Source organism: Synechococcus sp. BL107 (assembly GCF_000153805.1).
Lineage (GTDB): Bacteria > Cyanobacteriota > Cyanobacteriia > PCC-6307 > Cyanobiaceae > Parasynechococcus.
Genome location: NZ_DS022298.1, coordinates 921,568 through 934,415, shown reverse-complemented (window position 1 = coordinate 934,415; position 12,848 = coordinate 921,568). Strand labels below are relative to the sequence as shown.

Below are 12,848 nucleotides of genomic sequence, written 5' to 3'. Positions count from 1 at the left end.
TTCAGGCCGTCATGCCCGAGATGGGTGCTCTTCTCCTCGCCACCCAGGCCATGGCCGCCCCTGGTGAGTTGCTGAACCTTTCCCTGAACGCCTCGGCAGTCCTGCCGGAAGGGGCCGTTCTTCTGGCGATGATCGCCACGCTGTTGGTGGATCTTGCCGGCGAAAAGGTAGCTGCACGCTGGGTTCCACCGATTTGTTACCTCGGGCTAGGCAGCGCCCTGGTCCTACTGGCACTCCAATGGAATGCACCCCTGGAACCCTCATTCCTTGGGGCGTTTTTGGCGGACAATCTCGCCGTTGCTTTCCGGGCCGTCATTGCCACATCAACGCTGCTGTCACTACTGATTAGCTGGCGATATGCCGAAAAAAGCGGAACGCCTGTTGGCGAATACGCCGCAATCCTTTTAGCGGCGACCCTTGGGGCGATGCTCCTCTGTGGGGCAACGGATCTGGTCAGCATCTTCATCTCGCTCGAAACCCTTTCTGTGGCGAGCTACTTGCTGTCGGGGTACATGAAACGCGATGCCCGCAGCTCGGAAGCAGCGCTCAAATATCTGCTCGTTGGCTCAGCCGCTGCAGCAGTATTTCTTTACGGAGCTTCACTGCTGTACGGCCTTAGCGGCAGTACCAGCCTCGAAATCATTGGTCTTGCCTTACAGACCAGCACCACGCCCCTAGCGGCCTTGTCTTTGGTGTTTGTGCTGGCGACTGTGGCCTTCAAAATCGCGGCTGTTCCTTTTCACCAGTGGACTCCGGACGTTTACGAAGGCTCACCCACTCCAGTCGTTGCCTTTCTGTCTGTGGGCTCCAAAGCTGCAGGATTTGCACTGGCCCTACGCATTTTGGTGGGCTGTTTTGGAGCCTTCGACGATCAGTGGAAGCTGCTATTCACGGTCCTTGCCGTGCTGAGCATGACGTTGGGCAACGTCGTCGCCTTGGCACAGACATCGATGAAACGAATGCTGGCTTACAGCTCGATTGGCCAAGCCGGGTTCGTGATGATCGGCATGGTGTGTGGAACCGAAGACGGTTTCGCTGCCATGGTTTTGTATATGGCCGCTTATTTGTTTATGAACCTTGGTGCATTTGCTTGCATCATCCTGTTCTCGATTCGTACTGGTAGCGATCGAATTTCCGATTATGCGGGCCTGTATCAAAAAGATCCTTTAATTACGCTTGGCCTAAGTCTTTGCCTGTTATCCCTGGGAGGAATCCCTCCCATGCTTGGATTCTTTGGAAAAATCTATCTTTTCTTTGCCGGCTGGGCCAACCACGAATACTTACTTGTTGTTGTTGGACTGATTACATCAGTCATCTCTATTTACTACTACATCTCCGTCATCAAGATGATGGTTGTAAAAGAGCCCCACGAGGCATCTGATGTTGTTAAAAACTATCCAGATGTCGATTGGTCCCTGATGGGAATGCAGCCTCTGCGGGTTGCCCTGATTGGTTGTGTTGGCGTGACAGCCATCGGTGGAATTCTCTCCAACCCACTCTTTCAATGGGCGAACGAAGCTGTCTCTGAAACACCTCTGCTCCAACAGGCGATCGCTCTAGTTGGAGAGAGGGGTCTTGGTTGAGGCAGATCCCAAACCGATTGCTGAACTTCGCGGTGTCAGCAAAATTTATGGTTCTGGCGACTTAGCCGTTAAAGCGCTTGATCAGCTCGACCTGGTCATTCGAGAAGGGGACTACCTGGCCGTGATGGGTGCCAGTGGATCTGGAAAGAGTACGGCGATGAATATTCTTGGCTGCCTCGACCGCCCTACTCAAGGGAGTTATCGCCTCAATGACATGGCGATTGATCAGTTGGATGACGATGCGTTAGCTGAAGTTCGAAACCGCTCGTTGGGTTTTGTTTTTCAGCAATTCCACCTCCTCCCCAATGCAACGGCAATGGACAACGTGATGTTGCCAATGATCTACGCCGGCATCGAGCCAGAGGAACGACGGGCAAGGGCACGGTCAGCCCTTGAGAGAGTTGGGCTTGGTCAACGCTTAGACAACCGTCCAAACCAACTCTCGGGGGGGCAGCAGCAACGGGTGGCCATTGCACGGGCCATCATCAATCAGCCCAGCCTGCTCTTGGCCGATGAACCAACGGGCGCCCTTGATTCACAAACCACCAGGGAAGTTCTGGAATTATTCGATGAGCTGCATCAACAGGGAATCACCCTTGTGCTCGTCACCCATGAAGACGACGTAGCGGCCCGAGCACGACAAATTGCTCGCTTTCAGGATGGTCACATCCTTGAAATCAACAAACCAAACGGGGGGTTAGATCACTCCGATGTCGATCATTCCGTAGGGGCAATCTGAACAGCCCGCCATGCCAGCAGATGGATGAAGCCATGCAGGAATCAACTGGTGCACTCGTTGTAGCGATCGTTGAGGACGATCCCAGGATCCAACAGCTGTTGCTTGCAGAGATCCAAGACGAAGGCCACAACGGGGTGATCTTCCATTCAGCCGAAGATTTTTAGAGAATTCCAGCGTGCAACCGTTTGACCTTGTTTTGCTTGATTTGATGCTCCCTGGCATCGATGGACTGGCTTGCTTACAACGAATTCAAGACAAAGCCGTTCTTGCAGCACCCCCTCGGGTGGTAATCGTGACAGCTCTCAATGACGCGGGAAAACGAGCGGAAGCCCTGAGCAACGGCGCCGAAGATTACGTGCTCAAACCTGATCTTTTTGAGCGTCTTCCGGAACTTCTCCGTCCCTCATAACTGGGCGAATGGGCAACGTCAGCAACGCTGTTGTGAGTGAGCCATCCATCACAGCGCTTTGCTCAAGGATCAACGTTCCCTCCCAGCCCACGACCAGTTCTCGGGCTAGTGCCAAGCCAAGACCGGCTCCCTCTACCTGAAGACCGTCGCGGCGAAGCCTCCCCCGAATAAACGGATTCAGCCAACTCTTCAGCATCGATTCCGAGACGGGAACACCGATTCCATGGTTTTTGATTGCAATCTGAACACAGCTCTGTTCGTCCAATCTGCGGTGTTGGATTTATTTTGCGGGCTCAAGAAGCCAACTAATCACTAATCATCACGCTTGAGACTTTCCAGAAGCTGAGACATTAAAAGTGCCACTGGATCCTCACCAGGTGGCATCCATCCCGCCAAATCGAAGTCTCCGGGATCCACGGCATACCAAGACGTTGCTGATGGCAGCCGAAGTTCGAAGTGCAAATGCGGACCTGTGCTCAAGCCGGTGCTTCCAACTCGTCCAATCACGTCGCCCTGGCGCACTCTTTGACCAGCTTTCACATACAACTCAGAGAGATGGCCATACAAGGTTCGGCGCCTTGGCTCGCGATGATTCAACTCAATAGCAAGGCCATAGCCACCGGCCAAGCCACTGCTTAAGACGGAGCCGGAGAGTGCCGCCACCACTGGGGCACCCTCTGGAGCAGCAAAATCGCGACCGGAGTGCATTAACCAGCTCCCCAGCAAGGGATGAAGCCGCCAACCAAACCCACTACTTGCAAAGGCCTGTCCGACAACTGGAAATAACAAGGCTCGATTCCCATTCCCTCGCACGGGCAAAGGTCTTGGCGTCACTGCAAAAACAGACTCCAATCGGAACCCTCCCCGTCCACCGGCCAGCAATGCCGACACCGGAATCCGAACAGGCTGAGAGCGGGAGCGCTGGAACATCACCCGGGGAGACGCCGTTCGAGTGACCACGCCCGATGCACACTCCTGTCGCGACAGGGCACCATCACGACAAGCCTCCGATCGATGGTTGGACCGAATCGGAACACCCACTCGACCTGTCTCCAAGCCCAGTCGTTCCTGCGGTGTGATCACCCGTTGCCGTTCCAAGTCCTCAAGAGGCTGATCAAAACCCAACGGTGGCTGCGGAAGCGGGGCAGAGACATTGAGCAACCAAATCAACGAAAACCAGTGCAGCACTCGAACTGGCATGGGCAACAGCCCCTGAAGTGTATGAAGCAGAAGCGCTCATGAAGACCAGCGACGCCACTCCTCGTAGCGCGTCCCGTGGTGAAGCTGAAGCGCTCCATCGGAGGCCACCCCAGAAATCATCCAGGTCCGACCATCTTTGGGATGCTGAATTTGCTTCGCCCAAAGCAGCCTGTTTAAGGCTGGCAGGCACCAGCTGCCATCACCTCCGATCTGTTGGCAACGATCGAGAGCTAGAAGGATTTCGGCAGTCCAACGGGCCGGATCATGGGAACCGACTCGATCGAGCTGATCGAGAGCAATACCCTCGATCGGTACTGGATTGCAAATATTGAGGCCAAAGCCAATGCGGAGCTGGCGCACGCTCGATCCACGCTGGGTGACGCTGGGCAGAAACCCCGCCAACTTTCTTCCGTACAAAACAAGATCATTGGGCCATTTGATTCGGACCGGAAGGCCATGGCACTCCAATCGTTCTGCAAACGCCACAGCAACCGCTAAGCCCAAGAGGCCAGCACGGCCTGATCCCTCGCCATGCCAAGGAAGAGCCGCACTGAGCCAAACACCACCCCGCGGTGATGACCAGCGTCGTCCCCACTGGCCCGTGCCCCAACGTTGGTGAGCCGCCACCACGGCACAGGCCTGATCGAACTCAACCGGCCCTTTCAACCAACGACTCAGCAGCACTTCCGTGCTGCTGCACACCGGAACTGAACGCAGCAACCAGGGCTGAGCAGCACCACCCGCCACCCGGCGGTAATTCCACATCACTCGACCACCATGGCGGCCTGGACGACAGGCCTCATTCATCCAAGGCATCCATCAGTCGCTGGGCAGCCAGTTCAAGTTCATCAACGGGTCGCACCAATGCCATCCGCAACCAATCGCGACCCGCGACACCAAAGCCAGAGCCTGGAGTTAGAGCAACGCCACTGCGCTGCAGTAATTCCGATGCGGTTTGTTCATCAGACCAACCGCGGGCTAGGGCCGCTGCAGGCAGAGGCATCCAGAGATACATGGCCATATCTGGACAGGCGATGTTCCAACCCCGATTGGAGAGCAAACGCACAACACGATCACGTCGCTCCCGAAAAATTGGATGCAACTTGATAGGCCAATGCGCAAACTCTTGCAAAGCCTGGATTCCTCCCTGTTGCAAGGCGAGCGACTGATTGAAATCAATGACGGCCTTCGTTTGCCGTAACGCTGCAATAAGCGGTGCGGCTCCAACAGCAAAACCGAGACGTAAACCGCCCAAGCACCAACCCTTCGACAAGGAGAAAAATTCAATGCCCCAGTCCCTCCATCCGGGAGCCTGCAACAAGGCCGGAGCAACGCCGTTGAGGGCAAGATCTACATAGGGATTGTCGTGGGCAATCACGAGCTGATGCCGTGTTCCGAACCCCATGATTCGATTCAAATCCTCTTGATCGCCCACGCGAGCGGTTGGATTATGGGGATAACCAAGCACAAACAATTTCAACTGATCCCACTGCGACGCTCGAATGCTTTGCAGATCCGGCCGCCAGTTGTGTTCCGGAGACAGAGAAAGCTTTTGAACCGCCGCACCTGCCAGGTGCAGTCCCCCTGAATGCGATGGGTAACAGGGATCAAGATGCAGAGCCGCATCTCCATCATCCAAAACGGCAAGGGGAAGGTGAGCCGTGCCTTCCTGAGAACCAACGAGGAGTTGAACTTCACGGTCGGGGTCGACGACAACACCAAAACGCTGCCGGCACCAATCAGCGACAGCTCGATGAAAGGGCTTGACCCCTGCCTGGAGGCAGTAGCTCGTACTGGATGGCTGGAGAACAGCTGTGGCGATCGACTGCAGCACCTCCTGTGGCGGAGCTAAATCGGAAGACCCGATGGAAAGATCAACAAGAGCTGGCCCGCCCCGCTGTGCTGTTCTCTCTCTATAAGTCTGCTTGGCAGCATCGCTTCGAGCGAAGACACCACTGCCAAGCGCACTTAACCGTTTAGAGGTTGGCATCCAGGAAGGCTTGAAGTTGGGGCTTAGCGATCGCCCCTTCATGCCGAGCCACAAGCTCCCCATCACGGAACAGGATCAAGGTGGGAATCCCTTGAACCTGATATGCATCTCGCGTTGAGGGATTTCCATCAACTTCAATCTTTCCCACCCTCAGCTGGTCGCCATAGGTTTCCGCCGCCCAAGTCATCAGGGGAGCGATGAGACGACAAGGACCACACCAGGGGGCCCAAAAATCCACCAACACCGAGCCGGAAGCTTTCAACACCTCCGTTTCAAAACCGGCATCCGTGAAATCAACAACTGAGGGCGCCAAGACAAATCAGTGACTCAACCAATGCTATGGAGCTCCACGGAAAAAACCGTGCGAATCAAAGCTTGTCAATGGAACGCTTCAGATCCTCGAGATCAGCGTCGACTTCTTCGACTTGCACCGGCTTGACCTGCTCTGAAACTTCCGCCGCTGGGAGCGCTACTGCCTCCGGACCACCTTTCAACTGGGTTCGGAGGGCTTCCAAATCGTCATCCACATCATTGCCACCCTCTAAAGCTGCGAATTGACTCTCTAGATCCGTTCCGGCCAACTCCGCGGCAGCTTGCCCTGTGGCCTCCATTGCCTCGACTTTCTCCTCCATCCGCTCAAAGGCAGCCATGGCTGAATTGGTGCCGATGCTTCCCACTGCACTTTGAAGTTGCTGTTGGGCCTGAGCCGCTTGAGCGCGGGCCTTGAGCATGTCTTTTTTGGTCTTGGCTTCGGCAATTTTTCCCTCCAAAGCCACAAGGCTTTTTTTGAGCGTGTCCACTTGACCCACTTGGGACTGGACTTGGGCTCCCAGGGACGTGGCCGTTTCTTGGAACGTCTTGCGTCGGGTTAACGCCTCACGCGCCAGATCTTCCTCACCTTTTTTCAGTGCAAGCTCGGCCCGCTCGTACCAAGTTTTTGCTTGGGCTTCAGCCTGTTCCGATTGGTTACTAAGACGCTTCTGACTCGCGATCGCTAAAGCAACCGCTTGGCGCAATTTGACCAAATCGGACTGCATATCCGCAACCGACTGATCCAGGATCTTGACTGGATCCTCCATGCCACTGACAGCGGCGTTGGCATTGGCACGAACCAGTCGGCCCAGCCGATTGAAGAAACCCATTGCACTGAGAAGGATCCAGCTGAAGGTTAGCGAGATCTGACGCATTTCTCTGCCTATGGTCTTGGTATGGCAGTGGCTCCCGATTCCCAGCGTCGACGTCTCCCTGGCCTGGAATTGCTCCAGGCGCCCCAGAGAAAGAGCCCGGAGCAACTTAAAAACTGCCTTGGTTCCCTGCAGCGGGACTGGCGTCGTGATGATCACTTAGCGGCCCTCTGGCAAGACTGGCCATCAATTGCTGGAGCGCACCTCTCACCTCACTGCCGACCCCTGGCACTCCAGCGCGGCATTCTCACCGTCGGTGCCAGTCATCCCCAATGGCGACAGGCTCTCCAGTACAACCGTCCCCAGCTACTGAGCGCACTCACCAGAGCGGGCCATGCCGTTCGGGATTTGCGCATCCAACAACACCACGCCATTGCTTCGCAAAAACTTGAGGACGAAGCCACCATTTGGGCTCGACACCCAAGCCGAATTGATGTCCACGGCATGGGGACGTGCCCCAGTTGCCAGAGACCGGCTCCGAATGGAGAAATCAAGTTGTGGGACCACTGCGGGTTTTGCCACCGTCAGAAGCTTGCTCAGCAATCCCCCGAGCCCCTCGATCCCGATCAAAATCGCTCGGGCCTCGGTTGACGCCAATCCGCATCAACTCCATTGGCTTTCAATACGTCAGCACGCTGTTCCAATCGCTCCCGATCAAGCCGCCAGAGGTTGTAGATCCCAAAACGTCCAAGATCAATGGGATGGAGACCGCGCCAATGGTCTTGAGAAGACGTCCCTTGATCAATAGCAATCAACACGGTGTCGGAAGCATCCTTGGTTCCCAAGGGATGCCCAACCCAGCCTCGGCGTTGTTCGTTAGCCAATCGATCCGCCAAGTTCACCAAGGCTCCGTTGGAACGCCCCTCAAAAACAATCACCTGGCCAGTATGAAAATGCAGTGATGGCTTCATGGCACCAACCATGGCCAGGGGTTCGCCTGGACGGTGTTGCTTCTTCATCTGGTCGGCTACTTGCCTCACAGGAACCTGACGGAGTTGATCCGCCAGTTCCGCGATCGGAATTAAGGCGCTGACGTGAAACAACAGCAATGGAATTTGCATACTCAGCAAGCCAATCGCCGCCGATTTGCGCTGGACCAAAACCACAGAACTCAATACCGCCGCGAGACTGAACCAAAGCGCTGCTCGCCACACCAAACCGCTGCCCAAGAGGTCGGAAGCGAGGCTGGGCATCTCGGGATCACGAATCCAGACAACCCACACCGGCGACAACCAAAAGATGATGGCTAAGCAAGCCACCAATCCAATCGAAGCGGTCCAAGCCCAACGTTGCAGACGGTCCCGACTGGTCGTCGCCAGTGCAATCAGAAGTGCCGCTGCTGGAGTTGCAGGGAGCCAGTAACTCGGAAGTTTGGTGGCTGCTGCAGTGAAAAACAGCAACACGGCCACCAACCAACAGGATGCAAATTGCTGAAGCGAGTGCTCAGGGGGCACTCGCCATCGCGGCACCCGAGCCAACCCAAGCAACAGCAAGGGAGTGAAGGGCAACGCCGCCACCACCATCACCGGCCCGAAAAACCACCACGGCTGGAGATGGTCATTCACGACCGACGTAAAACGCTGGAGGTTGTGATAGCCAAAAAAGCTGTCCCAGAAGGCTTGGCCCTCCACACAAAGTTCAAGGGCATACCAAGGCAAACTGATCAGGGCGGTGATCAGTAAGCCGGGCAGCGGGCGCAAGCGCCTCCAAGGGGTTTGCAGATCGCGTCGTAAGGCACTGAACAAAAGCAACGCCAAACCAGACAGCACCACGGCCACTGGACCTTTCACCAAAACGGCGAACCCAAGAACAATCCATGCAGGCCACCAGGACACATAGCTTGGATCGGCAAATCGTCGCCACTGCAAGAGCAAGCTGATCCCCAGCAATCCACATAACAACGAATCACTGACGGCCGTCCGACTCCACACCAAGACAAGGGGAGACAAGCCGAACGCAAGAGCTGAGATCACAGCTGTTGCCCTTGGCTGCTCATCGTCTGGCTGAGGCCAACGCAGCAGGGTGTCCGCAAGGGTGACCATCAGCGCAATCGCAGCCAGGGCCGATGGCAACCGCGCTGCCCAACTCCCAAGCGGATCCCAGAGATCACGCACTGGCAAGGAATAGCCAAGCCCCATCAGCCAATACACAAGAGGCGGCTTGTCGTATCGCGGCAAACCATTCACCCGTGGGGTCAGCCAATCACCCGTTTCAGCCATGGCACGTCCAGCCGCGGCAAACAAAGGCGGCGTCTCGTCCATTAGCCCAGTCGCACCAAGGCGCCACAGGGTGATCAACACCCCAAGAGCAAGCACCAACGCAAGGACCTGTCGTCGCTGTCGGCAGGACACAGTCACCGGCAAGGGCCTTCCATGCATCTAACTGATGCTGACATCTGCCTTCAATCCATCACGAATCCATCTCTCCACCCGAGCGCTGAACACTTCGCATGTGGCGTTCTTTTCAGCCCAATCTCGGCATTTGAAACGGTCAATTTGATTGACATGACGCAACGCTGTCACGAGGGATTCCACATCGTCTGGGGGCACTAGCCAACCGGTTTCACCAGAAATAATGAGCTCCCCAGGTCCGCCCCTGTCGTAGGCCACCACGGGGACTCCACAGGCCAAAGCTTCCACCACCACATTCCCGTATGCCTCGTTCCACTTGGGTGTATTGATCAGGGCACGGCAGGAACCCAACTGCTGCTGCAACGTGTGGGTGGGCAGAAATCCTCTCCACTGGATCGTTCCAGGCGGCACCATCGCTTCAACGGCAGCGGCGTAGGCAGGGTCTTCGCGCAAGCCCCAAACCAGCAGCGACTCGCCGAGAGCAGCGGCGGCGCGAGCCGCATCCTCCAATCCTTTTTCTGGAGCAATTCTCCCGGCCCAACCCAAGGGGCCATCAGAGGACAATTGCAGGGAGTAACGGCTGAGATCAAACCCGTTCCCCACCACTCTGGCGGTTCCTGGAAGCTGAAAATCTGCTGCTTGACGGCGGGTATGAAAAGCCAGGCTCTGGGGATGACTAGAGGCCACGGCTTCGATGGCCTCACGCATCACATGGGCCACATCCCCCATGCTGATCAAATGAAACAGTCTGGGCTGAACCCAGGGCGTGAGCCAAAGCGGAAGCCAGTCGTAGCCGCAGTTGATGACTGCATCGGCACTCGTCCCGTGGTGTAGAGCTGCCTCCCACAACGCTGGCAATAATCCGTTCCTTGGAATCAAAACCGAAGCATCGGCATCAGCGTGCTGCCAGCTGGGTTGATCAACACCCTCCACCTCCACCAGGGTGACGCCGGAACATCCAGAAGGCAGCGTCGATCCCTTGGCTGAAACGAGGGTGACACGGTGGTTTTGCCGCACCAATCCCTGGATCAACGACGCGAGGGTGAGTTCCACACCCCCTCCGCGGCCACTCCCAAGCGCACCGATGGGGGTATTCACCAGCACAAGCTGAAGAGAACGCACAGGCATCGAAACGGATTACGAGGACAGTTCAGGAGCGGGCTCCCACAGACGGCGACGCTGGCTGACGCAGATCACCGACAACAAAACCAACATCACGCCGACCCACTGCAATGGATCCAAGCGCTCGCCCAACAGCCAGCCGCCCGTTGCCAAGGCAAAAACCGGTGTCAAAAATCCCAAGCTGCTGAAGCTTGTGAGGTCTCGGCGATTGGCAAACCAAAAAAAGAGTCCGTAGGCCAAAGCACTGCCCAGAAAACTTGCAAACCCCATCCGGCCCCAGTCAGCAAGGGACCATCCGATGGGCTCCACGCCATTTTCAAAGCCGAATAGAAGGAGCAAAGGAATTCCTCCCAAAACCATGTGCCAAGCCGTCACAGCGACGGGATCACTGTGACGCGATGCGAAGCGTATGAGAACAGTCCCGAGGGCCATGGCGAGAGATGCAAGCAACATCCAGACTTCGCCAGGCTGCAACAACTGCTGAACAGCTGGAGGATCAGCCAGCAACCACCAATGGTTAAGGAGTTCGCCAGGAACCCCGAGACAAAAAATCCCAGCCAAGCCAAGACCCAAGCCAACCCAGCCAACAGGGTTGATCAACTCTGCGAATAACCCCCGCGCCAAAAGAGCGACCAGCAACGGCTGCGAATCAATTAACACCGACCCAAGGCCAGCACCGGTGCCATCTAGACCAACGGCCAAGAGGGCTTGAAACAAACAAGCATCCACCACAGTGAATAGGGCAAACCAGCCCCAATCGCGACCATCAATCCAGACAGATCGCCCCGTCCAAACAACCCACAACAGAAGAACCAAACCCGCAGGGAATAGCCGTAATCCCGCGACAAGCCATGGCCCACCTGTGGCCAAAAGCGGGGCCATCGCTGTCATAGCGGTGCCCCACAGAGCAAAGGGCAACACCATCAGCAGCCAGATCCAAATGGACGGCATGAAGAACGTTCGAAGGCCTCTTTTTAAGATCATGGTGTCTAGACCTGCGCGACATGATCTGGCCCCTGCGCCGAAAATCACACCGCCGAATGGCGCGCATTGTTGTGGAGGGACCGATCAACGGGGCCACACGACAACGCGTGCTGAAGGCTTTGCTGGAAGTGAAGCGGCGTGAATTCCCCGCACTTCTTCTACGAATTGACAGTCCTGGTGGGACTGTTGGCGACAGTCAAGAAATCCATGCAGCGCTGCTGAGACTGAGAGAAAACGGCTGCCGCGTGGTGGCCAGCTTCGGCAATATTTCCGCTTCTGGCGGGGTCTACATCGGTGTAGGCGCAGAAAAAATCGTGTCGAACCCAGGCACGATCACCGGCTCGATTGGCGTGATCCTGCGGGGCAATGATCTGTCCCGCGTGTTTGAACGCATCGGCATTCGCTTCGACACCGTGAAGAGCGGGAAATTCAAAGACATCTTGTCCCCCGATCGAGCACTGAATCCTGAGGAACGCGCTCTCCTTCAGGACTTAATCGACAGTAGTTACAGCCAATTTGTGGGCGTTGTAGCGAAAGGGCGAAACCTCACCGAGGAAACTGTAAAAACCTTTGCAGATGGGCGAGTCTTCAGTGGAGAACAGGCGTTATCGCTAGGGCTCGTGGATGAACTAGGTGACGAAGACCACGCCCTCCGCTTAGCCGCCCAGCTGGCAGATCTAGATCAAGACGACATTCGACCGGTCACCCTTGGTAGACCCCGCCGGAAAGTGAGCAACTTGCTGCCGGGCTCTCAGATCGTCAGCCAACTTCAGAAATGGCTGACGATGGAGCTCATGGGCAGTGGTCAGGTGCTTTGGCTGTATCGCCCATGAGCGACACCGAACTGAAATTGGTCGGCCTTCGGGGAGCGACAACAAGCGCTGCCAACACCACAGCGGCCATTCGAGACGCCGTTTGCGACCTCATTGATGCCCTTGTCAAAGAGAACGACTTATCCCCTGAACGGATCGTTTCAGTGACTTTTTCAGTGACAGCCGATCTTGACGTCTGTTTTCCTGCGGCCATGGCCCGACAACGGCCTGGATGGGACGGTGTTGCGCTGTTGGATTGCCAGCAAATGGCCGTTCAAGGAGACCTTGAGCGCTGCATTCGAGTGCTGGCACACGCCTGGATGCCACCTACACGAGAGCCAAGACACCCCTATCGCAGCGAGGCTCAACGATTACGGCCGGATAGATCTCGTCACAACTGACAGATGAGCCGCCGACCCCTCGAGGCATCGCTCTGTCGCAGGACTCAGGAGAATTAGAAAATTATCAAGCGTT

The 12,848-nt window shown here is 56.3% G+C and carries 16 protein-coding genes; 7 read left to right on the top strand and 9 right to left on the bottom strand.

The features are described 5' to 3' along the window. The first annotated feature begins 11 nt into the window (after positions 1-11). The 4 genes from BL107_RS04805 to BL107_RS13305 are packed head-to-tail and all read left to right on the top strand — an operon-like array spanning position 12 to position 2,731. On the top strand, positions 12-1,583 hold the full coding sequence (locus BL107_RS04805) for an NAD(P)H-quinone oxidoreductase subunit N (protein ID WP_009789154.1): 1,572 nt from the start codon (positions 12-14) through the stop codon (positions 1,581-1,583). Further along, on the top strand, positions 1,576-2,322 hold the full coding sequence (locus BL107_RS04800) for an ABC transporter ATP-binding protein (protein ID WP_009789153.1): 747 nt from the start codon (positions 1,576-1,578) through the stop codon (positions 2,320-2,322). The genes BL107_RS04805 and BL107_RS04800 overlap by 8 nt, the downstream gene beginning before the upstream one ends. A gap of 32 nt (positions 2,323-2,354) precedes the next feature. Continuing rightward, entirely contained in the window at positions 2,355-2,486 is a 132-nt protein-coding gene (locus BL107_RS13310; protein WP_369791565.1) for a hypothetical protein, read from the top strand. 44 nt (positions 2,487-2,530) lie between these two features. Then, positions 2,531-2,731: a response regulator gene (locus BL107_RS13305; RefSeq protein WP_369791578.1), complete on the top strand. Its 201-nt coding sequence runs from the start codon at positions 2,531-2,533 to the stop codon at positions 2,729-2,731. On the opposite strand, the gene BL107_RS04790 is transcribed toward BL107_RS13305, so the two are convergent. Genes BL107_RS04790 through BL107_RS04765 form a run of 6 tightly spaced genes read right to left on the bottom strand, consistent with a single transcriptional unit; the run spans position 2,682 to position 7,063 of the window. Next, positions 2,682-2,996: a sensor histidine kinase gene (locus BL107_RS04790; protein ID WP_037988106.1), complete on the bottom strand. Its 315-nt coding sequence runs from the start codon at positions 2,994-2,996 to the stop codon at positions 2,682-2,684. The genes BL107_RS13305 and BL107_RS04790 overlap by 50 nt on opposite strands. A 47-nt stretch (positions 2,997-3,043) precedes the next feature. Beyond that, entirely contained in the window at positions 3,044-3,931 is an 888-nt protein-coding gene (locus BL107_RS04785; protein ID WP_009789149.1) for a M23 family metallopeptidase, read from the bottom strand. A 36-nt stretch (positions 3,932-3,967) separates the two neighbouring features. Continuing rightward, positions 3,968-4,747, bottom strand: coding sequence for a biotin--[acetyl-CoA-carboxylase] ligase (locus tag BL107_RS04780; RefSeq protein WP_232192765.1), 780 nt, complete (start codon positions 4,745-4,747; stop codon positions 3,968-3,970). Continuing rightward, the gene (locus BL107_RS04775) at positions 4,731-5,921 is read right to left on the bottom strand and encodes an aminotransferase class I/II-fold pyridoxal phosphate-dependent enzyme (RefSeq protein ID WP_037988104.1); all 1,191 of its coding nucleotides are present in this window, start codon (positions 5,919-5,921) and stop codon (positions 4,731-4,733) included. Before BL107_RS04775 ends, BL107_RS04780 begins: the two co-directional genes overlap by 17 nt. Further along, positions 5,908-6,234 (bottom strand): thioredoxin, encoded by a 327-nt coding sequence (trxA, locus tag BL107_RS04770; RefSeq protein WP_009789146.1) that lies wholly within the window; start codon positions 6,232-6,234, stop codon positions 5,908-5,910. The genes BL107_RS04775 and trxA overlap by 14 nt, the downstream gene beginning before the upstream one ends. Positions 6,235-6,289: 55 nt before the next feature. Further along, positions 6,290-7,063 carry a PspA/IM30 family protein gene (locus tag BL107_RS04765; protein ID WP_037988766.1) on the bottom strand — a complete coding sequence of 258 codons (774 nt, stop codon included), beginning with the start codon at positions 7,061-7,063 and terminating at the stop codon, positions 6,290-6,292. A 66-nt stretch (positions 7,064-7,129) separates the two neighbouring features. On the opposite strand from BL107_RS04765, the gene BL107_RS04760 reads away from it, so the two are divergent. Continuing rightward, complete coding sequence (locus BL107_RS04760; protein ID WP_009789144.1) at positions 7,130-7,696, top strand: DUF721 domain-containing protein; 567 nt, start codon at positions 7,130-7,132, stop codon at positions 7,694-7,696. Here the strand turns inward: BL107_RS04760 and BL107_RS04755 are convergent. Genes BL107_RS04755 through BL107_RS04745 form a run of 3 tightly spaced genes read right to left on the bottom strand, consistent with a single transcriptional unit; the run spans position 7,672 to position 11,529 of the window. Beyond that, positions 7,672-9,483 (bottom strand): glycosyltransferase family 39 protein, encoded by a 1,812-nt coding sequence (locus BL107_RS04755; RefSeq protein ID WP_009789143.1) that lies wholly within the window; start codon positions 9,481-9,483, stop codon positions 7,672-7,674. The two genes, BL107_RS04760 and BL107_RS04755, sit on opposite strands and share 25 nt — an antisense overlap. After that, positions 9,484-10,584 carry a glycosyltransferase gene (locus tag BL107_RS04750; RefSeq protein WP_037988102.1) on the bottom strand — a complete coding sequence of 367 codons (1,101 nt, stop codon included), beginning with the start codon at positions 10,582-10,584 and terminating at the stop codon, positions 9,484-9,486. It abuts the gene before it with no gap. 9 nt (positions 10,585-10,593) lie between these two features. Then, positions 10,594-11,529: a DMT family transporter gene (locus BL107_RS04745; protein WP_037988100.1), complete on the bottom strand. Its 936-nt coding sequence runs from the start codon at positions 11,527-11,529 to the stop codon at positions 10,594-10,596. 53 nt (positions 11,530-11,582) lie between these two features. On the opposite strand from BL107_RS04745, the gene sppA reads away from it, so the two are divergent. Together sppA and aroH are read left to right on the top strand one after the other, a co-directional pair. Next, positions 11,583-12,395 carry a signal peptide peptidase SppA gene (gene sppA / locus BL107_RS04740; protein ID WP_009789140.1) on the top strand — a complete coding sequence of 271 codons (813 nt, stop codon included), beginning with the start codon at positions 11,583-11,585 and terminating at the stop codon, positions 12,393-12,395. Further along, complete coding sequence (gene aroH / locus BL107_RS04735; protein ID WP_009789139.1) at positions 12,392-12,775, top strand: chorismate mutase; 384 nt, start codon at positions 12,392-12,394, stop codon at positions 12,773-12,775. The genes sppA and aroH overlap by 4 nt, the downstream gene beginning before the upstream one ends. Positions 12,776-12,848: the final 73 nt, after the last annotated feature.